Source organism: bacterium, assembly GCA_024226335.1.
In the GTDB taxonomy this organism is placed as follows: Bacteria; Myxococcota_A; UBA9160; order SZUA-336; family SZUA-336; genus JAAELY01.
In genome coordinates this window covers 1-25,926 of sequence record JAAELY010000240.1, presented here as the reverse complement: position 1 = coordinate 25,926, position 25,926 = coordinate 1, and the positions used below count along the sequence as shown (strand labels likewise).

Annotated in this window: 26 protein-coding genes; 15 read left to right on the top strand and 11 right to left on the bottom strand. The window is 63.0% G+C overall.

Features of this window, described 5'->3' with window-relative positions; translation table 11 throughout:
- Window positions 1-2: 2 nt before the first annotated feature.
- Entirely contained in the window at window positions 3-773 is a 771-nt protein-coding gene (locus GY725_12145) for a MerR family transcriptional regulator (GenBank protein ID MCP4004936.1), read from the bottom strand.
- A gap of 71 nt (window positions 774-844) precedes the next feature.
- Between GY725_12145 and GY725_12140 the strand changes: the two genes are divergently transcribed.
- The gene (locus GY725_12140; GenBank protein ID MCP4004935.1) at window positions 845-1,882 is read left to right on the top strand and encodes an SIS domain-containing protein; all 1,038 of its coding nucleotides are present in this window, start codon (window positions 845-847) and stop codon (window positions 1,880-1,882) included.
- A 21-nt stretch (window positions 1,883-1,903) separates the two neighbouring features.
- Here GY725_12140 and GY725_12135 read toward each other — a convergent pair whose 3' ends face one another.
- Entirely contained in the window at window positions 1,904-2,803 is a 900-nt protein-coding gene (locus GY725_12135; protein ID MCP4004934.1) for an SMP-30/gluconolactonase/LRE family protein, read from the bottom strand.
- Between the two features lies 1 nt (window position 2,804).
- Window positions 2,805-4,310, bottom strand: a complete 1,506-nt coding sequence (locus GY725_12130) for a hypothetical protein (GenBank protein MCP4004933.1) — start codon at window positions 4,308-4,310, stop codon at window positions 2,805-2,807.
- A 779-nt stretch (window positions 4,311-5,089) separates the two neighbouring features.
- On the opposite strand from GY725_12130, the gene GY725_12125 reads away from it, so the two are divergent.
- The 6 genes from GY725_12125 (at window position 5,090) to GY725_12100 (ending at window position 10,460) form a co-directional block, all read left to right on the top strand.
- On the top strand, window positions 5,090-5,383 hold the full coding sequence (locus tag GY725_12125; GenBank protein MCP4004932.1) for a hypothetical protein: 294 nt from the start codon (window positions 5,090-5,092) through the stop codon (window positions 5,381-5,383).
- Between the two features lie 217 nt (window positions 5,384-5,600).
- Window positions 5,601-6,551 (top strand): alpha/beta hydrolase, encoded by a 951-nt coding sequence (locus tag GY725_12120; protein ID MCP4004931.1) that lies wholly within the window; start codon window positions 5,601-5,603, stop codon window positions 6,549-6,551.
- Between the two features lie 3 nt (window positions 6,552-6,554).
- Window positions 6,555-6,986, top strand: a complete 432-nt coding sequence (locus tag GY725_12115; GenBank protein ID MCP4004930.1) for a hypothetical protein — start codon at window positions 6,555-6,557, stop codon at window positions 6,984-6,986.
- Window positions 6,983-8,695 carry an ABC-ATPase domain-containing protein gene (locus GY725_12110; protein MCP4004929.1) on the top strand — a complete coding sequence of 571 codons (1,713 nt, stop codon included), beginning with the start codon at window positions 6,983-6,985 and terminating at the stop codon, window positions 8,693-8,695. The genes GY725_12115 and GY725_12110 overlap by 4 nt, the downstream gene beginning before the upstream one ends.
- Window positions 8,696-8,705: 10 nt before the next feature.
- Window positions 8,706-9,566 (top strand): crotonase/enoyl-CoA hydratase family protein, encoded by an 861-nt coding sequence (locus GY725_12105; protein MCP4004928.1) that lies wholly within the window; start codon window positions 8,706-8,708, stop codon window positions 9,564-9,566.
- A gap of 51 nt (window positions 9,567-9,617) precedes the next feature.
- Window positions 9,618-10,460, top strand: a complete 843-nt coding sequence (locus GY725_12100; protein ID MCP4004927.1) for a glycosyltransferase — start codon at window positions 9,618-9,620, stop codon at window positions 10,458-10,460.
- On the opposite strand, the gene fdhD is transcribed toward GY725_12100, so the two are convergent.
- A complete protein-coding gene (gene fdhD, locus GY725_12095; protein MCP4004926.1) occupies window positions 10,453-11,277 on the bottom strand; it encodes a formate dehydrogenase accessory sulfurtransferase FdhD in 825 nt (274 codons plus the stop codon). The genes GY725_12100 and fdhD overlap by 8 nt on opposite strands.
- Window positions 11,274-11,816 carry a hypothetical protein gene (locus GY725_12090; protein MCP4004925.1) on the bottom strand — a complete coding sequence of 181 codons (543 nt, stop codon included), beginning with the start codon at window positions 11,814-11,816 and terminating at the stop codon, window positions 11,274-11,276. Before GY725_12090 ends, fdhD begins: the two co-directional genes overlap by 4 nt.
- A gap of 35 nt (window positions 11,817-11,851) precedes the next feature.
- Between GY725_12090 and GY725_12085 the strand changes: the two genes are divergently transcribed.
- Window positions 11,852-12,283, top strand: coding sequence for an SRPBCC family protein (locus GY725_12085; GenBank protein ID MCP4004924.1), 432 nt, complete (start codon window positions 11,852-11,854; stop codon window positions 12,281-12,283).
- 222 nt (window positions 12,284-12,505) lie between these two features.
- Here GY725_12085 and GY725_12080 read toward each other — a convergent pair whose 3' ends face one another.
- From GY725_12080 to rfbA, 3 genes are all read right to left on the bottom strand, one after another.
- Window positions 12,506-14,782, bottom strand: coding sequence for a hypothetical protein (locus GY725_12080; GenBank protein ID MCP4004923.1), 2,277 nt, complete (start codon window positions 14,780-14,782; stop codon window positions 12,506-12,508).
- Window positions 14,783-14,936: 154 nt separating this feature from the next.
- The gene (locus tag GY725_12075; protein ID MCP4004922.1) at window positions 14,937-15,341 is read right to left on the bottom strand and encodes an acyl-CoA thioesterase; all 405 of its coding nucleotides are present in this window, start codon (window positions 15,339-15,341) and stop codon (window positions 14,937-14,939) included.
- A gap of 5 nt (window positions 15,342-15,346) precedes the next feature.
- Window positions 15,347-16,213 carry a glucose-1-phosphate thymidylyltransferase RfbA gene (rfbA, locus tag GY725_12070; GenBank protein ID MCP4004921.1) on the bottom strand — a complete coding sequence of 289 codons (867 nt, stop codon included), beginning with the start codon at window positions 16,211-16,213 and terminating at the stop codon, window positions 15,347-15,349.
- A 46-nt stretch (window positions 16,214-16,259) separates the two neighbouring features.
- Here rfbA and GY725_12065 point away from each other — a divergent pair, with 46 nt between their 5' ends.
- Window positions 16,260-17,258 (top strand): methyltransferase domain-containing protein, encoded by a 999-nt coding sequence (locus tag GY725_12065; GenBank protein MCP4004920.1) that lies wholly within the window; start codon window positions 16,260-16,262, stop codon window positions 17,256-17,258.
- Window positions 17,259-17,282: 24 nt separating this feature from the next.
- Here GY725_12065 and GY725_12060 read toward each other — a convergent pair whose 3' ends face one another.
- On the bottom strand, window positions 17,283-18,479 hold the full coding sequence (locus tag GY725_12060) for a CoA transferase (protein ID MCP4004919.1): 1,197 nt from the start codon (window positions 18,477-18,479) through the stop codon (window positions 17,283-17,285).
- 120 nt (window positions 18,480-18,599) lie between these two features.
- Between GY725_12060 and rpmG the strand changes: the two genes are divergently transcribed.
- From rpmG to GY725_12040, 4 genes are all read left to right on the top strand, one after another.
- Complete coding sequence (rpmG, locus tag GY725_12055; protein MCP4004918.1) at window positions 18,600-18,767, top strand: 50S ribosomal protein L33; 168 nt, start codon at window positions 18,600-18,602, stop codon at window positions 18,765-18,767.
- A 201-nt stretch (window positions 18,768-18,968) separates the two neighbouring features.
- Window positions 18,969-19,838, top strand: coding sequence for a protoheme IX farnesyltransferase (locus tag GY725_12050; protein MCP4004917.1), 870 nt, complete (start codon window positions 18,969-18,971; stop codon window positions 19,836-19,838).
- A gap of 37 nt (window positions 19,839-19,875) precedes the next feature.
- Window positions 19,876-20,751, top strand: a complete 876-nt coding sequence (locus GY725_12045) for an AEC family transporter (GenBank protein MCP4004916.1) — start codon at window positions 19,876-19,878, stop codon at window positions 20,749-20,751.
- A gap of 146 nt (window positions 20,752-20,897) precedes the next feature.
- Entirely contained in the window at window positions 20,898-21,503 is a 606-nt protein-coding gene (locus GY725_12040; GenBank protein MCP4004915.1) for a hypothetical protein, read from the top strand.
- 31 nt (window positions 21,504-21,534) lie between these two features.
- Here the strand turns inward: GY725_12040 and argC are convergent, their stop codons facing one another.
- Together argC and GY725_12030 are read right to left on the bottom strand one after the other, a co-directional pair.
- Window positions 21,535-22,506, bottom strand: coding sequence for an N-acetyl-gamma-glutamyl-phosphate reductase (gene argC, locus GY725_12035; GenBank protein MCP4004914.1), 972 nt, complete (start codon window positions 22,504-22,506; stop codon window positions 21,535-21,537).
- A 99-nt stretch (window positions 22,507-22,605) separates the two neighbouring features.
- Entirely contained in the window at window positions 22,606-24,084 is a 1,479-nt protein-coding gene (locus GY725_12030) for a VWA domain-containing protein (protein MCP4004913.1), read from the bottom strand.
- A 207-nt stretch (window positions 24,085-24,291) separates the two neighbouring features.
- On the opposite strand from GY725_12030, the gene GY725_12025 reads away from it, so the two are divergent.
- Window positions 24,292-25,032, top strand: coding sequence for a phosphoadenylyl-sulfate reductase (locus GY725_12025; GenBank protein ID MCP4004912.1), 741 nt, complete (start codon window positions 24,292-24,294; stop codon window positions 25,030-25,032).
- Window positions 25,033-25,320: 288 nt separating this feature from the next.
- Window positions 25,321-25,686: a hypothetical protein gene (locus GY725_12020; GenBank protein MCP4004911.1), complete on the top strand. Its 366-nt coding sequence runs from the start codon at window positions 25,321-25,323 to the stop codon at window positions 25,684-25,686.
- The last annotated feature ends 240 nt before the right edge of the window (window positions 25,687-25,926 follow it).

Below are 25,926 nucleotides of genomic sequence, written 5' to 3'. Positions count from 1 at the left end.
GTTCAACTGCCCCAGGAGACGCGAAGGCGACGGCCTTCGGTGGCTTCGAGTGCGGCCTTCAGGGCTTCGCTGTCTCCGCTTCCGTCGAGTCGCGCGCGGGCACGTTGGATCAGCGTTCGCTGGAAGTGCAGCGCGACCAGGGTCGTCACGGAGGGAAGCAATTGACGAAAGGCCTCGGTCACCTGCTCGCGAGGCCCGGTTTCGTCTTCGTCACCGGGGTGTCGGATGTAGCGGTCAAAGAGGTCGATTGCCCGGTCGGTTATCTCGGCAACGTGATCGGCGTGTTCGAGCGCGAGCGGCATGAGCTCGTGCAGGGGAAAGCCGTGATCGAGTAGCAGTCTGGCGGACTCGACGGTGCGCAGATCCGAGTCGGTGTACAGAGACTCGTCTTCACTGGGGGCGGGTTCCAGCAGCCCGGCGCGATCCAGGACTTCGAGCAACATCTCGGGCACTCCGGAACTCGCCGCGAGCTGGCTGCGCGTGTAGCTGCGATCGCCTTCCGCTTCCGCCAGCGCACCCTGGAGAGCTTCGCGCAGTCCCGCGTCGGCCGTTTCGGCTTCGGGGCGATCGATCACCCGACGCACGGCTTCCAGGGTGAACCCCTGTTTGTTGAGCTGGCGGATCCGACGCAGGCGCTCCAGGTGATCCTCGCCGTAGATGGCGATTCGCCCGCGTCGCTCGGGCGCGGGCAGCAAGCCGCGCGCCTGGTAGAAGCGCACTGTGTCCACGCTGACACCGGCCGCGCGCGCGATTTCGTCGACTCGATACTCCATCTTATGATTGTCAGAGTATCTACTCTCAAGGTTAGCCGCCAGCGGGATCGGCATTTCCTACCCTGAAGGCCATGGGTGAGCACAGAGCTGAGTCAGAGAGCGTTCTGGCGGACGAGATCCGGGCGCAGTCCGCGGTCCTGAAGCGCTTTCGCGCCGTTTCGGGAGCGCAGGTTCAACGCCTGGGTCGGGAACTGGCGGACCTCCGGCCAGTGGGGGTCCTGATCGCGGCCCGCGGCAGCTCAGACCACGCCGCCGTCTACGCCAAATACCTGTTTGGTGCCCGGCTCGGTCTGCCGGTGGTTCTGGCCACGCCTTCGCTGTTCACGCTGTACGAACGGCCGCCTCGAGTGACCGGCTGGTTGGCGATTGCAATCTCACAATCGGGGGCGTCGCCCGACGTGATCTCGGTGCTCGCCGAGGCCGCACGCCAGGGTTGTTCCACGGTCGCGATCACGGATTGCCCGGAATCGGGTCTGGGCCGGGTTGCCCAACACGTGGTGCCGCTTCAGCTGGAGGGTGAACGCAGTGTGGCCGCAACCGGCAGTTTTACCACCACGCTCTTTGCCCTCGCGCATCTGATCGCGGGTTTCGCCGGCGACGCCGAGGATGACGTTCTTGCCCGAGTTCCCGAGGCTGTGGATCAAGTCCTCGAGCAATCGCCCCAGGTGCGCGAGCAGGCGGAACTGCTTGGCGCCTCGGACGTGTGCGCTGTGATCGGGCGCGGCTATGGCTTTCCGGTGGCGCTCGAGTGGTCTTTGAAGCTGAAGGAGGTCGCGGGTGTGTTCGCCGAGCCGTTCTCTTCGGCGGACTACCGACACGGTCCGATCGCGCTGGCGGGAAGCGGTCTGCCGGTCTTCGTCATCGACGCTCGGGGACCGACCCGCAGCGACCTCGCCGAATTGCGCGCTGAGGTCAAGCGCCGTGGCGCGCGCCTGTGCCGCGTTTCCGACGCCCCCGAAGCGGAACTCCGCTTCCCGGAGGGACCTGAGTACCTGGCGCCGATTCCCGCGACCGTGATCGGGCAGCTACTCGCCTGGCACGCCGCGCGTCTGCGAGGGCTCGATCCCGACGCCCCCGAGGGACTTAAAAAAATCACTCGCACGCTCTGAAGGCGAAGGCGCAGTGAGGTTTCAGAATTCGAGCTTCAGCCCCGGTGTTTCCCAACGCGTTGACACCAGCTTTCCCGTGCCCGAAAGCGTGATGTACGCCGTGCGCATATCCTCTCCGCCGAAGCAGATGTTCGTCGTCAGTGGATCGGGCATCGCCACGTGTCGCACCGACGTGCCGTCGGGCGAGATGATCGAGATGCCGCCGTTGACGAGCGTCGCTACGCAAACGTTTCCCTGTGCATCGACGGCCAGCGAGTCGAACATCTGCATGCCGCCCAGGCCCGCCAGTAGATAGCCCTGGTTGGGAGATAGTTGTGGCTTGATCTCTCCTGGGCCTGCGACTTCCCAGTAATAGACTCGGGCTGTCGGCGTCTCTGCCACATAGACCCGATCCCCCTCGGGAGACAGGCCGATGCCATTGGGCGCTTCGAGCGGGAAGACGACTTCGCGAATCGACTTTCCGTCGGGTGTGGCGTAGAAAAAGCCGGTCCGATCGCGTTCTCTGTCGCGGATCTTGCCGTGATCGGTGAACCAGAAACCCCCGTGTCGGTCGAAAACGATGTCGTTGGGACCGCGCAGCGGAATACCATCGCACTCGCTGTACAGTGTTTCGACCGCGCCCGTGTCGATGTTGACGCGCTGAATGCTGCCGCCGGAGTAATCATCGGGTTGCTGTCCCGGAAGTGTCAGACCCGCGACGTCGTGCCAGACGAAACCGCCGTTATTGCACACATAGACGTGACCGTCAGGTCCGATCGCGGCGCCGTTGGGGCCGCCTCCGGTCTCTGCGATGATCTCCTGTGTACCGTCGGGTCGCACCCGGGTCAGGGTTCCCCGCCGGATTTCGACCAGGATCACGCTCCCGTCGGGCATGGCGATCGGGCCTTCGGGGAAACCGAGTCCGCTCGTGATCTCCTTCAACTCAGCCATTGAGCGTCAGCATGCGGTGCGCGCCTATCATGCGCTCCTGGATTGGGACGCCGTGCGGGCAGGAACCGGCGCAGTTTGCGCTGCAGCCGATGCACCGGTCGGCCTGCTTGTCGAGTCTGGCGTAGTGCTCGATCGCATCCTTTTCGGTGCCGTAGTTCTCGAAGTACATGCGGTGTCGCAGTACGTTGTTGATCGCCAGGTTTTCGGGACAGGAGTCGAGACACTCGCCGCATTGCGCATAGCAGTGTTTGCCTGCGATCTGATCATCGTATCGTTCCAGAAGTGCGGTGTCGGCTTTCGTCAGCGCCTTGCCCGATGCGTACAGGTACTCGTCCAGGTGCTGGTGCTCGAAGAAGGAAATTACCAGGCAGGCGACGGAGGGATTCGAGAGCACCCACTTGAAGGCCGCCTGCGAGAATGCGTCCGCATCTTCCTGGAAGCCCGCCAGCCCGTGGTGTAGCGCGCCTTTGAGCGTCTTCATGGCCACGATGCCGATGTCCTTGGCCTTCGCGCGATCGATGATTCCTGCCTGCTCAGGCCATGCGCCGTGATGATAGGCGAACATCATCACGTCGAAGCGATTCGACTCGAGTGCAGCATTGGCGACTTCTTCCAGATTGGGCGTGTGCGACGTGACGCCCATGAAGCGCGCCTTGCCCTGCTGTTTGAGCCGCGAGAATGCCTCGTGCGCGTTCTCGTCGAGCAGGCGCTCGACCGTATCGCAGGAGTGGATGTGCACCAGATCGACGTAGTCGGTCTGCAGACGCACGAGACTGGCTTCGACTGCTTCCATGTATTCGCGGACCGAAGAGCCCTGTCTGATATGACCCGTCGGTCTGCAGAACTTGGTGGCGAGGAACATCTTGTCGCGACGTCCCTTGATGGCGTGTCCGAGCGCCTTCTCTGAGCTGGAACCCGAATAGTCTGGCGCCGTGTCGAAGTAGTTCACGCCGCGCTCGATGGCTTCGCGCGCGATCGCCTCGCCATCGTTTTCCTCGGTGATCTTTCCAGAGCCAAGAGCGATGTCCGATACCTCGAAGCCCGTTCGTCCGAGACGCCGGTACGATTGCACGCGCGAACCCTTCCACTCAGCGCGCGGATTCGGATCGGTCTTGATGGTTTCGGGACCGAGAGCGGGACCCGTAACCAGGGCCCAACCGCTCACGCGGCCGATCGTTGCCGCGCCCACTCCTGCGATTCCTCCGACCGTGGCCGCTGCTCCCGTGATGAAACGGCGGCGGCCCAGGCCTGTGGGAGCGGGTGCACCTTCTGCAACTTCGGGAGTTCGGCCGCGCGCCCAGACGATCGTGACGGTGATCGAAACCAACAGTCCCAATCCCGTCAGTAGGGGCAGAAAAATCGGCAGGGAGCTGGGGTCGATCCCTTCGACTCCTTCGGCCAACCAGCCTCCCAGGCCCGCGTAGGCGAGGGCGATCGTCAGAGCCCAGAGCCCCAGAACCCATATTCCCCCAAAACCGGACCTGTTCGAGTCGGACAATGCTGGTCTCCTGTGTCGGTTCCTGTCGATCTCAAACTCTCATAGCACCGCGGGGGCCGCAAGGTTACCCATCCGCCCGGAGAGCCTGGAAACCGGATCCTGAAAATTCGACAAGACATGCGCGTGCAGATGAGGCATGCTCTCGATACGGGGTTTGGTGGGAGACTGCTGACCCGCTTCTCGAGAAGGTAGACGCGGATCGCCGGGTCACCGTCGTCGGGAAGCCCGACGACGCGCATGGTTTCCGGAGCTTCAATTCGGATTCGTGCGGGGGCCAGTTTCGACTGGAATTCGACCCATGAGTTCGATCGGGAATTGGAATCGGGAAACGCGTGCAGGGGCGCGATCAGAGTCTGAGCGGAGGAGTCCCTGGGCTTTCGTCATAGGAAGAGCCTCAGGGTTCGGTTCGTCGGAAAAGTCTACGACTCGAGTCTCCGGAAGAGTCTACGACTCCAGTGCAAGGAGCAAAGCGGGTGAGCGATCGAGAGAAGGTCTCGTTCGGGGAAGGCGACAAGAGTCGCCCGGAAAACCGAAACGGAAATTCCGCCAGCTCGAATGGCGGGAGCAAGAGCGGCGGTCGCAGACGTTCCCGCCGCTCCAGATCCCGAAATAACGGAAGCCGGGCCGACGGGGCCAGAGACGGCTCTACTACCGACGCGAAACCGTCGGGTTCAAGTCGGGGATCGCAGAACTCGCAACGTCGAGCCCGTCAACAGACGGCACGTTATCGCCGCCAGGTCGAGGATCGCCTCTTCGGGAAGAAGGCGGATCGCGGTCGCTTGCGTCTCGAAGAACGCCTCCGCGAATCCCGCGGAACGCCGAATTTCTTCCGCACGTTCCGCGAGTACCTGAAGAGCTACGGCATGCCCGAGGATCTGGGGCTCTTGCTCATGCTGCTGGACCTGGAAACTGAGCGCGACGTGCTCAAGGTAACCGAGGCCATCGACGGCAAACTCGATTCCGTATCGGTGGAGCAGAAATCGCTACTGCGCAGTCGGCTGCGGAACCTGGAGATGGCGACTTCCTTCGACGCCGTTGCGGACGCCGCGACCAGCATGCTCGAGCGGCTCTGAAACGTGTCGTTTCTGGAAGGGCTGAGTTTCGACGAAACCCGTCGTTCGACTCGATCCGTGCTCGCAATTGAAAATCCGGCTCTCATCTTTGCCCTCCATTTATCCACTCATCTGGACCTGTACTGAGATCTGGATCCGTACCGAAACTCGTGTCTGTTGGACCCGCGTCCGTCTGGCTCGTGTCTGAAAAGTGAAGCCGAAAAAAATGCGAAAGTCAATGAATGGGGTGAAGCGGCTACGGCTTCGCAGCCATCAGATCGAGATCGCTGCGCTGGACTACGGAAACGAGACAGCTCCTCCCATGCTCCTGGTGCACGGAATGCGCGATCTCTCCTGGAGCCTGGATTCGATTGCGCGCGCGTTCGCCGATCGTTTCCGCGTCGTGACCATCGATCTTCGTGGCCACGGCGACAGCGATCACGTGGGTTACTACGCGCTCCCGCACTTCGTGCTCGATCTGCGTCAGGCGATCGTGCAACTGGAACTCGAGAAGCCGGTCCTTGTCGGACACAGTTTCGGCGGTGAACTCGTCGTGCAGTTCGCCGGTCTATTTCCGGAAGTTCCGCGCGCCTGTGTGTTGATCGAAGGATTGGGCCCACCGCCCTGGGAAGGCGAGGGAAGTCGCGAGGCAGGTCTGTTCTGGGCCCGCCGCATGATCGAGATGCTCGATCGGATCAGCCCGAGTGGCCGTCGGGTCGCGGATCTCGACGAAGCCGTCCAGCGCATCCTGAAGAATCATCCGGGTCTGGCCCAGGACCCGGAACGCGCCCGTTTTCTGGCTGAGCAGGGGACGCGTGCGCACGAATCGGGCGGCCTGCGCTGGAAATGGGATCCCTTCCTGATGACCTCCTGGGGAAGTTTCAATTTCCAGCAGATCGAGCAGATGTGGGCCCGTATGGACTGCCCGGTGCTCGCCATCAACGGAGGCCGTTCCGGCGAGTTCTGGCGCCGCGATACCGGCACCGCCCGACGCGGTGGCGACAACGAAGCCTATCTTCTGCCCGATGAACTGGAGCGTCGACTCGGGTTTTTTCCCGATGTAGAATTCGTCGAAACGCCAGATGCGGGGCACATGATCCACTTCGACCAACCCGAAGCTCTGAACGAAGCGATCGATCGTTTCGTGCGAGCGCGGAACCTGACCACTCCGCTCGACGAACAGGACTGACGCGTGCCCGACGGGCTGCGCGATTTCTTCGAAGGTCGTCCCTGGTGGATGAACGTCATGCTCGTGTTCTGTGCGTGGATGAGCTTCGTCTACCTGCCGTGGGACATCTTCATCAAGCCCGTTGCGGAAGACCAGGAGGTCTGGTTCGGGTTCCTGCTGACGGGCTGGGCGGCGAAGCTGACGGCACCGCTGCACTGGGCGATCTACGCGGCCGGCTTTGTCGGCTTCCACAAGATGCGTTCCTGGATGCATCCCTGGGCGGCGCTCTACGTAATACAGATCGCTCTCGGCATGCTCATCTGGTGTGTTCTCGATGAGCGCGGACCGGGTTTGATCGGCGGTGTTGTGTCGGCGCTTCCTTTTGCCGGAATCGCCTACGCGCTGTGGCAGGCGAAGCATCGCTTCGGCGAGACGGGAGCCGGGACGGTGACATGAGTTCGGCGGCGGATCTGCAAGCCGCGCTCGGGCGCATCGACCGAAAACCCTACGGCTTCTACAAGGACCTGCGCGGGCGTTCCTATTCCCTGGACGGATTCGACCTCTGCATCGATCACGTTCAGGGAGATCCGTTCGCCGCGCCCAGTCGTGTGCGTGTCGACGTCTCTCCCGCGCGCGCCGACCTGCCGGAGTTCGCCCTGGAAAACTCCGACGCGCGTCGAGCCTGTGCCGACTTTCTGTTGAGAGCTTTTCGAGAGTCGCTTCGCGCGCAATCCGTGTCGGCCGGCAGCGGCAAGAGCGGACGGCTCGAGATTTCAGCACCCGCTCAGGAAGTGCTCGAGCGCACGGCCGTGTGCGTTTCGCGGGAAGGTGCCGTTCGCGTGCGCTTGACGGCCGGGCTTCCGGCGTCGGGGCGCAGGATCCTGGCTCGCGAAGCGCAGGCGATGCTGGTGCGCAAATTGCCGGATGCGGTCGCCGCGGTCTTCGAGCATCTCGACGATCGCGGCCTGCGCGCACACGTCGAGGTGGTGGAAGACCAGGTGGCCCTTCGCGCCCAACTCGCTCCAAACGGGTTGCTCGCGTTCGTGGCGCAGGATTCCGTTCTGCCCCGATGCAGCGGTGCAGATCCGCGCCCCCTGAGCGACGGCCTGGTTTTTCAGGTGCCCGATGCACTCGCGCGCGAACTCGAAGCGCCGCATGCGGGGCGAGTGCGCGGACTCGGGATCCCCAGAGGTGTCACGTTGATCGTCGGCGGCGGTTATCACGGAAAGTCGACGCTACTGCAGGCGCTGGCGCTCGGCGTCTACGATCAGATTCTCGGCGACGGTCGCGAAGCTTGCGTGACCGATGCCGCAGCGCAGACGATTCGTGCCGAAGACGGCAGGTCGACGCGTGGCGTCGATCTGCGCGCTTTTATCTGCGACCTGCCGCTCGGACGGCGCACCGATCGCTTCGACACCGACGACGCGTCGGGCAGTACATCGCAAGCGGCGGCCATCGTCGAAGCGCTCGAAGCCGGCGCGAGTGCGCTGCTGATCGACGAGGACACGGCTGCAACCAATTTCATGATCCGCGACGCGCGCATGCGGGCGCTGGTACCGGCGGCGCAGGAGCCGATCACGCCCTACCTGGATCGCGTGCGCCAGCTCTGGGAAGAGCGGGGTGTTTCGTCGCTCATGGTCGTCGGCGGTGCCGGGGATTATCTGGACGTCGCCGATTGCGTGATCCAGATGGACGCATACCAGCCGCGCGAGGTCACGTCGCAGGCGCGAAAAGTGGTGCAGTTCCTGCCCCTGGGTGACGCGGCGCCCCGTCCTCCCGGCCCATGGCCGACGGCGTCCGCCCGCATTCCAGATCCCAAGAGTTTTGACGCCAGTCGCGGTCGCCGCTCCGAGCGCGTGCGCAGCGTGAAGACTCGGGCGATCGAATTCGGTCGAGAAGAGATTGATGTCGCGCTCTTGTACCAGCTGGTCGATCCCGCCCAGGCGCGCATGGTCGGGGATGTGCTGCTGGCTCTTTCGCGCGGATTGTGCGATGGAAAGGGCAGTCTGGCCCAGCTGCTCGACGAGATTGACCGCACCATCGAGTACGAGGGGCTGGAAGGAATCACCGAGCAGAGCTTCGGCGATCGCGCACGCGCACGCCGCTTCGAAATCGCGAGTGCGCTGAACCGGCTGCGAAGTCTTCAGCTCGTCGCAGCACAATGAGGAGATCGAGATGGACTATCAACAGATTCGCTACGAAGTCGCGGACCATGTACTGACCCTGACGCTGGACCGCCCCGAAAAACTCAACGCGTTCACGGGTCGCATGCTGTTCGAACTCCTCGATGCCTTCGATTGCGCGGATGCCGACGACGAGGTTCGCGCGATCATCGTGACCGGCGCCGGTCGCGCGTTCTGCGCCGGTGCGGATCTCTCCGGAGGTTCCGGAACCTTCGACCACGGTGATCGCGGTCCCGACGTGGGCGTAGACGGACTGCGCGACGGAGGTGGGCGCCTGACGTTGCGCATCTACGAGTCCAAGAAACCCGTGATCGCCGCGATCAACGGACCCGCGGTGGGCGTGGGCGCAACCATGACGCTTCCCATGGATATCCGTATCGCCTCTGAGGACGCCCGGCTCGGATTCGTATTCGCGCGTCGGGGGATCGTTCCCGAAGCCTGCTCTAGCTGGTTTCTGCCGCGTGTCGTCGGAATCAGCCAGGCGCTGGAATGGGTGTACTCCGGGCGAGTGTTCCCGGCGAGCGAAGCCCTCGCGGGTGGGCTCGTGCGCAGCCTGCACGCACCGACAGATCTACTGGCGGCCGCGAATGAGATCGCGCACGAGATCGCCGAGAACACATCAGCAATTTCGATCACACTCTCGAGGCAGATGATGTGGCGGATGCTGGGACAGGATCACCCGATGGAAGCCCATAAGGTCGACTCGCGGGCGATCCGCGCCTGCGGAGAGGGCGCTGACGCGCACGAAGGCGTCGCGTCGTTCCTGGAAAAGCGCAAACCGGCGTTCGCGCTGCGGCCGAGCGCGGACCTGCCCGATTTCTACCCGTGGTGGTCCGAGCGAAAATTTGAATAGCGGGGAATCCTTCGACGGGGCGGACCGTGTTGGACTTGCTAGGATCCGGCCATGGGACTTCGCGCCAGCGTACTGCTGTCGACATACAACCAGCCGGAACTGCTCGACATCGCGTTGCACGGCTTCGCCCGCCAGACGACCCGCGACTTCGAACTGGTCATTGCCGACGACGGATCCAGACCCGAAACCAAGGCCTTGATCGACCGCCACGCTGCGGATTTCCCCGTACCCATCGTGCACGTCTGGCAGCCGGACGTCGGTTTTACGAAGTCGCGTTCCGTCAATCGCGCGGTCCTGCATAGCAAGGCGTCCGCCCTGGTGTTCTCGGATGGCGACTGCATCCCGGCGCCGGAATTCGTCGAGCAGCACCTGGAAGTGAGTCGGCCCGGCTGTTTTGCAGTCGGCGGTCACGTGCGCTTGAGCGAAGACGAAACCAAGGCGCTCACGCCCGATATGGTGCACTCCGGTGAGATCGAACGCCGGGTCAGCGCAATGGAGAAAGCGCATCTCTGGTCGGTGCATCTGCGCAGCCTGGTGTATATCGCCGCGCGCAAGCGACACAAGCCGAAGATGTACGGACTGAATTTCTCGGTCGATCGCGACAGCTTCTACAAGATCAACGGCTTCGATGAGACCTACAAGGACAGTGGAAAGGAGGACTCCGATATTCGCAATCGCCTCCTGCTCGCGGGAATCCGGCCCATCAGTCTGTGGCACAAGTCGCTGGTCACCCACCAGTACCATCCGGTGCACATGACCCGCGGCGGCTGGAAGGGCGTGAAGGCCTACTACAACCGAGATTCGCTACAGGCCGAAGCGCCGACGGGCCTGCGACAACTCGCAGCCGAGATCGAGGCCAAGGGAGCGGACGAGGGGCGCAGCGAACTCAGCTGAGTCTCTGGCCGCCCGTGTAGATATTCATCTCGTCGTCGCGCAGGAATCCGACCAGAGTCATGCCCGAATCTCTGGCCAGGTCCAGGGCCAGACTCGAGGGCCCCGAAACGCTGGCCAGGATCGGCAAGCGGGCCATCAGTGTCTTCTGCACGATCTCGAAACCACAGCGACCACTGACCAACATCAAGTGTCCGGCCAGATCCCCGAAGCCTTCGCTCAGCGCCCAGCCGATCAGCTTGTCGACGGCATTGTGCCGACCGACATCTTCACGTGCGCACAGAGCGTGCCCCGCGGGGTCGAAAAGTGCCGCGGCGTGAAGCGATCCGGTTTCGCGAAACAAGGGTTGTAGCTCGCGAAGTCCGGATGCGAGTCGTGTCAGCAGTTCTGGCGCGATATGGGTCGTGTCGTCTGCAACGCTCGGTGTGTGCAAGCGCACGGCCTCGATGCTGGCCTTGCCGCACACTCCGCAACTCGAGTTCGCAAAGAAGGCGCGCTGCGCCGGCGGGTGCACCTGTTGCGCGTCGGGATCCACGTGTGCCTCGACCACGTTCCCGTTCTCATCACAGTGCGCGATCGAGATGATTTCATCGGCGTCCCCGACGATGTTCTCGCTGAACAGAAAGCCCAGCGCCAACTCGATGTCGTGTCCCGGCGTCCGCATCGTCACCGCGATCGGTTCTCCACTGAGCCGGATCTCGAGCGGTTCTTCGATCACGATCCTGCCCGTTTCCCGCCGGTGCTTCGCGTCGCGTGCTGAAGTATTCAACTTTGCGTACTCGTCGGAGCGACTTCCCGGCGGGCGCTGGGTTGAACTCATGGTGCCGGGTCCGGCCCCAGCGCGTTCACGCGCGCCTCGTGCCGCCAGTGTTCCAGGCGTTCGCTGAGTGTGCTCGCACCCGCGAGTTGGCTTCCGAAAAGGAGTGGGGCGCTGAGCGTGTCGAGGATCGCCAGGCGCAGGGCGCCAAAGCCGCTGAGCGCCGTGTCGAGTCGGCCAAAGCCGGGTTCGGTGTCCAGATAGTGCTCGGGCGGTTCGGGCAGGCGCTCCACGTCCTCGCCGCGCAGACCTTCGAGGAGGCCGGTCGAGAGGCCCGAAAGCCCCAGGCCGATGCGCTGGATTCCCGAGCTGAGCGCGCCGCCGAGAATCGGTGCGGTCGCTCGGTTGTCGTCTACCAGGCTGAGCACGTCTCCGCTGGTCGCGATCAAGGAGGCTCCGATCAGGCCCAGGCCACCGCCGGCATCTCCCACCATCACCACGGGGGCTCCGATCAGCGTGCGCAGTGCGCCCGGGAGGTCGGGACCGGCCCAGGCCGCGGGCGGGACTGTCCAGAGAACCAGGAATAGCAGCACACGAGTCACACGAACTCCGATACCGCACGCTAAGATGTCTGTCGATGGAAGAGTTTGAACTGAGCGCAAGAATCCAGGCTCCGCCCGAGAAGGTTTGGGCGGTTTACACAGACCATGTCGGCTATGAAAAATGGGCCGGCGTCAAAGAGGTGGTGCTGCGCCAGCAGGGCGAACCGGCCCCGAACGGACTCGGCGCGATCCGCGTGATCCGGGCCAACGGAATCGCGATCGAGGAAGAGGTCACCGCCTTCGAACCGCCCAAGCGCTTCGGGTACCGCATGGTCAGCGGTGTTCCGGTGAAGGACTACGTGGCAGAAGTGCTCTTCGAGGAGGCGGACGGCGGCACACAGATCAGCTGGCGTGTGCGTTTCGCGGCCCGGATTCCGGGGACGGGCTGGTTGATGAAGCGTGTCATCAAGAGTTCGCTCTCCCAGATGCTCGAACGCCTAACGCGGGTGGATTTTACTACGGTCTGATTTTCTGCGGATACCCCGCAAAAATTGCTTCAGTCGCATACGCAACTGCCGATCAATCTCTCGTAGTCGCGGAACGCTTTCCCGCACACGAGATTTCAGGGGAGGGCGGGAGCGCAGGCGGTTGGAACTTTGGGGGGGGATCCGCCGCTAGTGCTTCCGCCCCTTCCTATTTAATCAGCTCGCCACGCAGCAGGCTCCTCGATCTCGACCCGTCGGCCGCGCTCAGAACCAGCGGCTCACGCTTGTCAGATGATCGAGATCTTTCGCGAGAACTTCGAGTTCCGCCGGGCGATTCGGGATGTAGCCCGCCTTCGTCTTCTCTGCTGCACCCTGATTCACGATCAGATGCAGGGCGTTCTTGAAGTTGATGTTGCTCAGCAGCTCCGGCGCCTGCACACGGTCTTGTAGGAGCAGTTGTCGGCCGATCGTCTGGCAGCGCCGCAGAAGATCGGCTTCCGAGATCGGCGTATCTGGATCGCTACAGGTGCGCAGCGTTTCGGTCACGACCTGATAACTCTCCAGGAAGTCGAGCAGGATGCGCGGACCGGCCGCGCCAAACGGTGGTTTGCCGGCTTCGCGATCGCGCTGGATCAGCTCGAGTTCGAATGCGACTTCCTGTCGGAAGACATCGCGTTCACTGAAGAAGAACTCGAATTTCAGCAGGGCGCGCAATCGCAGGGCCCAGGACTCGATGTCGTCGCCGTGTTTGGCGGCTTCTTCCGAGAGCGATGCGAGCGCCCTCAACAAGAAGAAATGGATGACGGTATTGCGATAGTACGAAGCCGCGTTGTGACCGCTCTCGGCCACGAAGTAGACGGGCTCGTTGCCGTCCAGGTAGCATTCGATGACCGATTTTCCGTCCAGAGCCTTCACGGCTGCTTCTACGGTGGCTTCGGCGCCGCTATTCACCTCGTCCGTCACTGCAATTCCGCGCGCTTCCGCGTAGTCCAGAACGCGCTGCGTTCGCTCGATGAACTGACTGCGCGTCAGAGCTCGCCGGCCCGCGCCCAGAAGCACAGAGCAGGCGATGCTGACCGCGGTCATCTGCATGGTGGCGTTGATCTGATTGGAGATCTGGAATGCGAGCTTCTCGACGACCAGTGCGTCGTCGCCGGAGCGTTCGAGGTGTTCGCGCAACGAGATGGGTTCCGCGAAGCGAACGTAGACGCGTCCCAGTTTGTTCCAGCGGGCCGCGTGGATCATCTTCACGAGAAACCAGAAGCTCTCCGCTTCTTTCGCGTCGCCGAGTTGCTGGCGAACGTACTCCCCGACTTCCAGGATTTCGTCGTAGTTGATGGCCGTGGGCACGATGCGCACTTCATCGACGTCGTTCTTGCGCACGCCGTCCACGATGTAATTCAGCATTCCGTAGCGGGGCGGCAGGAGTTTTCCCGAACGAGTGCGCCCGCCTTCGATGAAGAACTCCTGGTGGAAACGCCGTTGCACCAGATAGTGGATGAAACCGCGCAGGCACTCCTTGTAGATGGGGTCGTCCTGGAAGGAGCGGCGGATGAAGTAGGCGCCCGTCCCCGGCAGGATGTAGCTCATCGGGAAGAAGCTCATGTTGATGCCCGCGGCCGTGTGGGGCGGCGGGAATCCGGAAGAAAACAACAAGTTGTACAGCGTCAGGTGGTCGAAGTTGCTCTTGTGCGACGGAATGAAGAGCAGGGCTGATTCACGTCCGTATTTGTGCAGCTTTTCGAGTTGTTCGGGATCGACGCAGATCTCGCTGTCGTAGGCCATGCCCAGCACCCAGCCGGTAAAGCGTCGGAAGATCTCCATGAAATAGCGGTTGTGGCGGGTGTCGAGTTCGCGCAGTCCGCGCTCGGCCAGCTTGAGGGACTCTTCTCGCGTCATGCCCGCGGAAGCACCTGCGGCTGCCACGCGATCCTGGAACTCCACCTGGCCCATGATCTGCTCGACGAGCAGGCGCGGCACCTTGTAGTGATCGCCAAAGACCTGTCGCTGGGTGACGGACAGCGCCTTGACGGCCTGTTGTCGCACGTAGGCGGAGAGCAGCAGGGTGTCACCGGGCTGCTGGACTTCGCCTTCGAGCGCGGTACGTGTCCCGGGCGAGCCGATGATCACGCGCACGCGGCCCTTCCTTCGAACGTGGATCCAGCGCGACCACTCTGGCGGATCGTACGGATTGCCCAGTGGAAGATTCCACAGCGACGCGGAGTGATTCGCCGGACCCCAGAGTGTTTCGATCGGGATCAGGTCGACCTCGCGGTTTTCGCGCGCGGCCCAGGCGAGCAGTCGCGCCAGGCGATCGGGTCCCGTGCGTGGGGGCGAAAGCGGTACGAGCACCGGATCTCCGGCCAGAAACGAATCCTTCAGACCCTTGCTCGCAGTGGTGACTCGATTGCTGGGAATCCACTTCGGAAAGGCCTCGCCGGCCGCGGCCAGGCTCGCCCGGATCACGCGCGCGTCCATCCGGGATTCGAGTGGCGCAAGATAGATGCGCGGGCGCGTCTCCGAGGGTAGTTCGGAACCCACCGGCCGCTCCAGGGGAACGGCAAAGGCACCGGAGGACGGGCCGATGGGACGAATCGGAAGAGTATCCTCCATGGTTCCACTCTAACCCGCGGCGGCTCGTTCGCGAAATGGCTCCGAGATCGGCCCCATGACGCATAACGTCATTTTGGGCGAGCTACTCGGGAGCGAATGCGGCCAGGACGTCTTTGTGAATCCGCTTGGGCCGCAGCGTCTCCGAATCGACAAACGCCCAGGTCGTCTTCGATTCGACCAGTAGCTCGCCGTCACTGGCGCGCGTGAAGCGCGCGTTTCGCTGACTTCGAGCGCCCTTCATCGATTCGACCCAGGTTTCTTCGATCAGTTCTTCATCGGGGAGCGCGGACTGATGGTAGTCGATCTCGTGCCGGCGGATGATCCAGATCGCACCGTACTCGCGCAGTTTGCGCATCGAGAAACCCAGGGAAGATGCGTGCGCATGCGCGAGTTCGGCGATGAACCCCACCCACACCGCATTGTTCACATGCCCGAGCATGTCGATGTCTTCCGGCTTCACCACGCGCCGACGCTGGAATCTCGCCATCCTCTCTAGAGCGGTTCCGCGAGCACGCGGCTGACGTAGTCCCGGTACTCCGAGGCGGGCATCTCGTCGAGCAGGGCTTCGAGATCTCGCGTGTTGATGAAGCCCTGGCGCAGCGCGATTTCTTCGAGACAGGCGATTTTCAAGCCCTGCCGGTGCTCGATGGTCTCGATGAAGTTCGCCGCCTGCAGCAGGCTCTCGTGCGTTCCGGTGTCGAGCCAGGCGATGCCGCGACCCAGGCGAATCGCGCGAAGCTCGCCGCGTTCGAGGTAGGCCCTGTTCAGATCCGTGATCTCCAGCTCACCCCGAGCAGAGGGTTGTAACGTCTTCGTCAGTTCCACCACCTTGCGGTCGTAGAGGTACAGGCCGGGGATGGCCAGATTGGAACGCGGCTGTTCCGGCTTTTCTTCGAGGCTCAGGACCTTGCCCGCCGCATCGAATTCGACCACGCCGTAGCGGCGCGGGTCTCCCACCGGATAACCGAAGATCAATGCGCCGCTGGTGAACTCACCGACGGCCTCGTCGAGGTGCATGCGGCCGTAGAAGACGTTATCGCCCAGGATCAAGGCCACCGGATCCTCCGCGATGAAGCTTTCGCCGATCATGAAGGCCTGCGCGATCCCCTTGGGTTGGGCCTGTTCCGCGTAGCTCAGCGAAATTCCCCAGCGCGAGCCATCCCCCAGGAAAGCTTCGAAGCGAGGCAGGTCGTGCGGAGTGGAGATCAGCAGAATCTCGCGGATGCCCGCAAGCATCAGCGTGGACAGTGGATAGCAGATCATCGGCTTGTCGTAGATCGGCTGGAGCTGCTTGCTCGCCACCTGACTGATCGGGTAGAGCCGCGAGCCGGAGCCACCCGCCAAAATGATGCCCTTCAATTCACCACCTCCCCTAGTGGAGGCCCGGATAGTAGTCTCTGGGGCCGTGCCAAGCGACAAGCGGATCTACGATGCCTATATCGCAAGTCGTCAGAGTGCAGCTCTGGCCGCAGCGGTGCGTCTGGGGGTGTTCGAGGCGCTCGCGCAGCAGGGCTGCGACGTCGAGCGGTTGGCGCAGCGCCTCGAGCTATCGCCTCGCCCGACGCGCCTGCTTCTCAGAACACTGCAGACCATGGGACTCGTTCAGTCTACACAGGAGGGGTTCGCACTCGCCGAAGATGCGGCGGCGTTTCTGGTGCGCGGCAAGCCCGGGTGGGTGGGTGGATTGATCGACCTGGAGGTCGACAACCCCATGACCCCCGCGCTCTTGCTCGAGGCCCTGAAGCGAGACGGACCTTCGGTGTACGGATCGAGCGATCCCTGGCAGGCTCACGCGCAAGATCCGCAACGCGCCAGCGCCTTCACCGCCGCCATGCACAGCATCTCGGAGGGGCCCGCCGCTGCACTGGCCGAGCTGCTCGATCTCCCGGGTGCGTCGCGCGTGCTCGACGTCGGCGGCGGTTCCGGTGCGCTCTCGATCGCACTCGCGCGCCGGACTCCCGGTCTGGAGTGCACGATCTGGGATCTGCCTTCGGTCTGTGAGCTGGCCAGAGGCTACCTGGACGCGTCCGGGTTGGCGGATCAGGTGTCGATGCGCGCCGGAGACATTTTTCAGGATCCCTTCCCCGAAGATCACGACGCGATCCTGTTCTCGCAGATCCTGCACGACTGGTCGCCCGAGACCGGGGACGAACTCCTGAGTCGCGCGTGGGCCGCGCTCCCGGCCGGGGGGCGCGTGATCATCCACGAAAAGCTCATCGCCGAAGACGGTTCGGGACCGCTGGCCAATGCGCTGGTCGATCTCGACATGCTGGTGTGGACCGAAGGTCAGCAGTGGACGCAATCGGGTCTGCACAAAGCCCTGGAAGCGGCGGGCTTCGATTCGGCGCGTTGCCGCGCGACGACCGGTTACTGGAGCGTCGTCGACGCGCTCAAGCCGAGCTGAGCGCGCGGCGGCCGGACTTCCGGGTCAGGGCAGGAGCTTCGCGATTTCCTGCGCGGTCAAGCCGGACTCGCGCAAGACGTCTTCGCTGTCGGCGCCGAGTTCGGGAGCGGGTCGGTTCGAACTCAGGCGATGGGCCGACATGCTCAGCGGCGCACCGACCGTGGAGAAGCGACCGACGCGCGGATGGTCCACCGTTTCCAGATAACCCATCGCCTTGACCTGCGGATCGTCCAGGATCTCGTGCATCTCGCGGACGGGAGACCAGATCACACGATGCTGTGTCAGTATGACTTCCCATTCGCTCAAGGTGCGCGAGCGGAATACCTCGTCGAGGATTTCGACCAGGGCCTGCGAGTTGCGGAACCGCGGAACCGGCCCGTCAAAGCGTTCGTCGGCCAGAAGATCCGGACGCTCGAGGGCTTCGCACAGGATCGGCCAGTAGCGATCCGATTCGATCATCACGACCACGATCCAGCGCTCGTCTGCCGTCGGGTAGAAGTTCCAGAGTGGATTGGCCGGCTTGGCGCGATCGTGCAAGGGCGGCGAGTGGCCCGCGACCAGAACCTGGGACAGGTCATTGCCCTGCACGTACATCCCGATCTGCAACAGGGACACGTCGATCTCCTGCCCCTCACCCGTCTTGTCGCGCGTGCGAAGGGCCGCCAGTATTCCGCAGACCAGGCTCAAGCCCGCAGCGTGATCGCCGACTCCGGGACGCTGAAAAGTCGGCGCGGCGTCGGGATGTCGAATCAGGTCCATCATGCCGGTGCGCGCCCAGTACGCTGCGTAGTCGAAGGCGGGTTTGTCGGCTTCCTCGCCGCCACGTCCGTAGCCATTGAGCGCGGCGTAGATCAGGGCGGGTCGCTCGGGCCGCAGAGTGGCGGCGTCGAGCCCGAAGCGCTCACAGCGCCCGGGCAGCATATTCGTCAGCACTATGTCGCAGCGATCGATCACGCGCCGCAGGGCTTCGAGGGCTTCGGGGCGAGTCAGGTCGAGAACCAGCGACTTCTTGCCGCGATTGCTCATCTCGTACTGGGGCGAGGCGTCGAACTCGACCTTGAAACCGGCCATCCTGGGCCGGCTGTTCCTGTAGGTTTCCCCCTGCGGGACCTCTACCTTGATGACCTCCGCGCCCAGGTCGGCGAGCAGGGCTCCGGCCGAGGGGACGGCCACGAAGGTGGCGATTTCTACGACCCGGATTCCGTCTAGCGGCAACGACATTAGCGCCAAAATCCCAGGAACCCCTCTTCCCGTCAAGCCTGGATCCCGAGAGGAGAGCCGCTGAACTCGCGACAGATCGGTGCCGATATGGCAAGCTCCCGATCCTTCCAGGAGATCGATATGGCCAAGGGCGCACGCGAAAAGATCAAGCTCGAGAGCACGGCGGGAACCGGCTTCTTCTACACCACGATGAAGAACCGGCAGACCACCCCCGACAAGCTCGAACTCAAGAAGTACGACCCCAAGGTCCGCAAGCACGTGATCTTCAAGGAAACCAAGCTCAAGTAGAGCTCCGGGCGGACCCGGGGAAACAGAACTCCCCAGCGACCCCGAATTCGAGAGCGTCCGCAGCGAGGCAAGGCCCGCAAAGCGATGCAGATGCTCGATCTACAAAGGGATCCGCTTGACCGGTCCGAGGCCGATCGGTAGGCTCGATCGCTCGAGGGTCGAAATGCGTCCGGCAGAATTCCGGTCTGGAGGAGCCGCTTCATGAGTACGGTTGCGAGCTATTTCGGGCTGACCAAACCACGGCTCCTACCCCTCGTTCTGTTCTCGGGCTTGCCTGCGCTGATCATGGCCGGAGGCGCCTGGCCCAGCCCGAATGTGATGATCGTGGTCCTGCTCGGAACGGCCCTTGCCGCCGGGGCCGCGAATGCGCTGAACAGCTACCTGGAACGAGATCGCGATTCGCAAATGGAGCGCACCCGATCGCGTCCTCTGCCTTCGGGCCAGATCGAGCCGGTCCATGCGCTGATCTTCGGTCTGACGCTTTCGCTACTGGCCGTGGCAACGCTCTGGATTTCGGCCGGGCCCGTTCCCGCCGGAATCGCGCTCGCCGCGATCGCCTTCTACGTCTTCATCTACACCCTGTGGCTCAAACCGCGCACGCCGTTTGCCGTCGTCGTGGGGGGGGTGTCGGGAGCGATCTGCCCGCTGATTGCCGATGCGGCGATTGGCGGGAGTGTTGGAGCCGCCGGCTGGCTCCTGTTCGCCATCATCTTCATGTGGCAGCCGCCCCACTTCTACGCAATTGCCTTGTATCGCCAGAGCGACTACCGACAGGCCGGTTTTCCGATGCTGCCCGATCGCATCGGTGCCGAGGCGACGCGCAGACGGATCTTGATGTGGATTGCCGCATTGATTCCCCTGAGCTTGCTTCCGCTTGCCCACGGGATGTTGGGACCGATCTACGGAGTCAGTGCGCTCGTGCTCGGCTGCGTTTTCTTCGGCCAGGCCGTCGTTTTGCACCGGCGCCGCGACACCGCGAGTGCCCGTCGACTGTTCAGCGTTTCACTGCTGTACCTCATGGGCCTGTTTGGCATGATGCTCATCGACCTGGCCTGGACGGCGATCGCTTGAGCGATTCCCTCCGGCTTTCCAGCTGGGGCGCCATCCCTTGATCTTCGAACTCTTCGGCATCGTCGCACCCACCTTCATCTGCGCGGCCGTCGGATTTACCTGGGTTCGCCTCGGCGTGAACTACGATCGCAAGATGATCACCGACCTGATCATGAACGTGGGCGCACCGTGTCTGGTGTTCTCGAAGATGGTCGGACTCGCGGGCGGCACGGACGAATTCGTACTCCTCGCTGGAATCTCGATGCTCGCCATGGCGCTCAGCGGGGCGGGGGGCTGGTTGCTGTTGCGCGCGATGCGCCTGCCTTCGCGCACCTATCTGTCGCCTTTGATCTTCGGCAATACTGGCAATATGGGCATGCCTCTGTGCCTGTTCGCGCTGGGCGAAGAGGGTCTGGCGCTCGGTCTGGCGTTTTTTGCGACGCATTCGATCACTCACTTCACCGTCGGGGTCGCCATCTGGTCCGGTAGGTTTTCGTGGCGGGAACCGCTGACCAACCCGCTCGCGTTGGCCGGGGCGATCGCGATCGCGGTGTTGTGGTCGGGTGTCAGCGTTCCCGGCTTCATCACCGACACCACGGGCCTTCTGGGTGACTTCACGATTCCACTCATGCTCATCACTCTGGGCGTGTCGATCGGAGAGATGCACGTTTCGAATTTCTCGCGCACGCTCGTGCTCGCGAGTGCGCGCCTGCTCATGGGCGGGGCGGTCGGCGTACTCCTGGCCGGGTTCTTCGAACTGGAAGGAATCTCGCGCAGCGTCGTGATCATTCAATGCGCGATGCCGGCGGCGGTCTTCAACTACTTGATGGCGCAGCGTTACGACCGCGCACCGGAAGAGGTTGCGAGTCTGGTCGTCCTGTCCACGTTGCTCGCGTTTGCCGCGTTGCCCGCGTGGCTGGCGTTTGCACTCTGAGCCTCTGAGGTGGTTCATTCCGGTCTTCTTGAGCGTCCGCCGATGTGGCGCGAGAGTCCGGTCAGTAATGGACGGCGGGCACCTCCTTGCGCCGCTGACGCCGCAGCCAGCGGCCGTCACACAAACCCGACGCTAGTTTCGTATTCATGATTCTCACGCTCATCCGTACGCGTCTCCGTCTGGCGGTTTCGGCGCTGACTGTGTTCTCGCTCGCCTGCCTTCCCGGTAAGCCGCCGGAGATTCCGGCCTACTACACCGACGAGCAGGTCGAGGAGAACATCGTCGTGTACCTGGGGATTCTCTTCGGAGAGCACCCGCCAACGATCAACGATTACTACGCGGCCGAAGGTCCAGCGCCCGGCTACGAGCGCGACCTCGAGATCGCTCGCTGCGCGCGCGAACTCGGCACGACGCTCGAATCACAGCGCATTCACTCGGCCCCTTCCTGTCTGGATTGGATTTCGCTGCGCCGACGCAACGCCGCTATGGAGCCATCGCTCTTCTATCAGGCTGTGCGCGAGATTGCGCCGGTCCAACCGGAGAACCTGAGCATCGAGGTGATTGCACACCCGCGCGAGGTGGACGGATACTTCCGCATCCTGGTGCACGATACGACATCGCGTCGCTGGTTCGAGATGTACCACGCACCTCGACCAGAGATGACGCGCATCTCGCGTCTCGGCATCCAGCGCATCGATTCGGAACTGGTCGTCGATCTGCTCGGCGAACGTCTGGAAGACGATCGCCACTGACAGGCCCTGGTTCTGACCACAACTCATCTGTTCAGGCGGGAAGGCCTTCGTCCTCGGCCACGCCGAGCATCAGGTTGAGATTCTGAATGGCGGCACCGGCTGCGCCCTTGCCGAGATTGTCGAGCGTGGCCACCAGCAGGACGTGTCCCGCCGGGTGCGGGATGACGCGCAGTTCGATGCGATTGGTATCGTTGCACGCCCGCGGATCGAGCGCGCGTTCGTCACTCGCGAATGGTTCCTGCACGGGGATCACCTTGACGAAGATCTCGCCGCGATAGCGCGCGTCGAGGCACTCCCAGAGCTGTTTCCCGCTGACGCTCGCGTCGCCGCTCCCGGGCTTCAATTGCGTGGTGTGCAGGGGAATCTGCACGCGCATGCCGCAGCGAAAGGGTCCGACTGCGGGTACGAACACAGGAGAGTGATCCAGTCTGGCGTGCTTCTGGATCTCGGGCATGTGCTTGTGCAATCTGTCGAGTGAGTACGGCGCTTCGTAGGGAAGCGTCAACAACCCGTGTTCCGGATCCTCCCACTGCTCGATCTTCTGGCGTCCGCCACCCGAGTAACCGGACAAGGCGTGAATCGCGATGGGGGAAGAACTGTCCAGCAGGTCTGCGTCGACTAGCGGCCGCAGGGTGATCGCCGATGCAAGGGCATAACAACCCGAATTCGAAACCCGCTTCGAGGAACGGATCGCTTCTCGTTGATCGGGAAGGAGTTCGGGGATTCCGTACACCCAACCGTCGGCCACCCGATGGGCCGTGCTCGTGTCGATCACGCGCGTATCCGGGTTGTCGATCCACGACACGGCCTCGCGGGCTGCATCATCGGGCAGGCACAGGACGACCAGGTCCGCGGCGTTGAGGAATTTGCGTCGCGCCTCGGGACTCTTGCGCTGCGCGGTTTCGATCTCGATCAGTTCGAGGTCGTCGCGATCCCGAAGCCAGTCCCGAATGCGCAGACCCGTGGTGCCCGCGTGCCCGTCTATGAAGACCTTGAAAGACATTCAGGGCATTCTGCCACGTCGGACGGGCTCTGCCAGAGATTCCCGAAAGAACGCCGCGATCGCCGCTGTCGGGCGGTGATCCAGCGTCGAGAACCCGATTCAGCGGCGCGGAGCGGCCGGTATTTCGATCTCGAGTTTGCGTTGGCGCTCGATCTGCTTCGCCTTGCCTTGCGAGCGGGCATCCTCGACCAGTGTGTCGCGAGCGCTCTTCAAGCTCTCGTTCTCGTCTCGCAACTCGGCCAGGTAGTGTTTCAGATAGCCCGGCTCCGAGTACACGCGAAAGCGAAACAGACCGGACAGGCCGCGCTCGCTCTCCACGCGGATTTCCACGTCATTGGCTCCCTGCTGTAGCTGAAGCTCCCCGGTGAAGTGACTGCGATCTTCGCCCAGCAGGTCCTGGGTCTGGTTGCCCGTCGTCACATTGCGCGCGAACAGGCCTTTGATGCTGCGCGACACCAGGGCGGGCAGGGCGACCTCGATGGCTGCCGGCGAGGGCACGCGCACCATGCGGCCACGCGTGCGCCGCGCGAGTTGTTGCCACACGCGCGCGCTGCGATCCGCCTCGAAGACCAGCGGATGCACGCGCAGCTTGCGCCGGTTCTTGCGCCCGAAGCTGGCCATCTGGACGATATCGGACATGCCATCACCGCGACCGAACACGTGGCTCGACGGACAGGGCGACACATTGCGTCGCGCCTCACACGCGGAGGTGTCCCGATTCTTGGAGGCCCGAGACATGCGGCACTCGGTAAAGCGCCCGGAATGCGGCAGATCGCCGTCCGTCAGCAGGACGATTTCGCGGTCCATTCCCGAGGGCGTGTCTTCGAGCCAGTCGCGTGCGCTCCAGAGCGCACACACGGCGTCGGTGCGTCCGTCTCCTCTGGGAAACTCGCGGCGGAAACGCGCCAGTGCATTTCGCAGCGCTTCCGGATCTCGGCCCGGCTTGATGATCGGCCAGGTCGATTCGCCAAATGCGATCACGCCGATCTCGAGTGTGTCGCCGTCGAGCATTTCGATCAGGTGATCGAGTGCGCGCCGCTCCGCTTCGAGTACGGGAATCTGCACAGTGCGGCCGTTCGGTCCCTGGAAGGCTGTGCGCGAGTTGGCGCTGGCCGATGCATCGACCAGTACGATCACGCGCCGCGGTCCATTGGACTCAGGCAATTCCAGGCGTCCACTGATGGGCAATCGTTCGCGATCGATCACGGGCACCAGCACGCGCCCACCCACCCGCGCGGTCACCAGCGGATAACTCAGCCACATTCCCAGGTTCGCGTGCACCGGACCGTAGATGCGGTCCGTGCTCCACTCTTCGCGCACTCGCCGCTCAAAATCCTCACGCACCCGGTTGGGCCAGGCGCGCGGCCCGGCATCGGTCAGGACCTGCACGTCGGAGGGCACGCCGCCGGAGATCGGATCCAGCGCATCGACCCGATATGCGTCGTACAGATCGACGGGCTCGGAGCGATTTCGATGTTTGCGACCGCGGGCTTCAGCCCAGTCGGGGACAACTCCGGACAAGAAGGCCAGAAGCACCAGAACCAGCACTGCCGCGAGGGATTGGGGGATTTTCCTCACACCCTGAGAACGGAGCAGGAAGCTGGAAACCTGAGCGGATAAATCTACATCATAGGAGTCGAGAATAGAGCGGGGTTTTGACGATAATTCCCGAGTCTAATACTATGCTAATATCCCGAAGAACCGAAGAATTCATACGGTTTGGTACCGTAGAATTACAGGAAGGAAGCGTTGATGCCGCAGCTCACGCTCGTGGACACTCCTAGAATGGCGCCGAGTATTCTCGACGAGGTGCAGTCGGGCACCATGGCCGACTGGTCTGCCGAGAAGGTTCTGGAATGGGGTTTCGAACGCTTCGCCCCGCGCATCGCGCTTTCGGCCAGCTTCGGTTCACCCGAGGGCCTGGTGATTCTCGATCTGATGCACAAGATCGACCCCAAGCTTACGCGCGTATTCACGATCGACACGGGCCGACTTCATCAGGAGACCTACAACCTGATGGACCGCGTGCGCGATCGTTACGACATGGAAGTCGAGGTGTACTTCCCCAATCCGGAGAGTGTGCAGTCGATGGTGCGCAAGGACGGCTTGAACCTGTTCTACGAGACCGCCGACAAGCGCAAGCAGTGCTGTGCGGTGCGCAAGGTTGAACCGCTCGAACGCGCGATGGCGGACCTGGACGCCTGGATCGCGGGACTGCGCTCGGGCCAGTCCGTCACGCGTGAAAACGTCGCGAACATCGAAGTCGATGAGGTGCACGACGGTCGCATCAAGTTCAACCCGCTGGCCGCCTGGACTCGCTCCGATGTGCTCGACTACGTGAACCGAAACAGTGTTCCGATCAACGCGCTACACGCAGAGGGTTACCCGAGCGTGGGCTGCGCGCCCTGCAGTCGAGCCATCCGCGAAGGTGAAGACGAGCGCGCCGGACGTTGGTGGTGGGAGTCCGAAGAAAACCGCGAATGCGGCATCCACGTCGGGTACGAAGACTCGGGTTCGGGTATCTAGCGCGGCTTCCCGCTCTTCCGATCCGGAGAATCGACCGGAGAACGGACCGAAGTCCACCGTTGGCACCGAGCGATTCAGTCACCGACCCTCGCCAGAGATCAGGCAGGACGCCGGCCCGTCAGCCTGCCAAGATAAATATTTATGCGACTCGCACGGTCGGAATAAGGCGCCGAATAAGACGAAACGGGTTGTAAGCCGCTGTTCTTTGGGAGAAAATGATTTTGACGGTCGGACGTTATCCGACTCAGCCGCGCATGGAGCGCGGTTGTCGAATAGTAGTTAGCCGGCGTGCAGATGATTCGTGCGGTGCTCCTGGCGACGGTCGTAGCAGTGAGCTGCTCATCCGAGAATCTCGCGGACTGGAACGAACCCGGAGTCCTCTCTCCGGAAGGCTGGGCGAAGGCTCGAGTTCTTGAGTTCGAACTCGACCACGATCCTCCCCACTCGCAGGTGTACGTCACATTCGACCGTGGCAAATGCGGTGGCGGCTCCTATTCGGCAAGCGGAGTGGGCCTGGATCTTACGCTGCAGTGGCTCGACGCCGAAACGTTGGAGGTTTCGCATCCAGCGCACGTTCAGTTCGATTCGATCCCATCGGGTGCTCAACTCCAATGTCTCAATCGAAAGGTGCGGGTCGTCCTTGCGCCGCGTTGAAGCTCCCCCTTAAGTAGGGCCTCCCCGTTCATTGAGGTGTAGCTCATCGCGAACAGCCGTATAACACCTATCAGGCCCCCGGTTGTCAATAGGCGCAGACGTCCGTTGACGCCGGCCAAGTGTTGCTCCGGTCGTTTGTTTCAGGCGCTTCGCTTCTCCTCGGTTCTGTCTTGCGTTTCTCTCACGGTTGCAGACCACGTCTGCACCAAACACCTATCGGGGATCTTGATCGGAACGCTG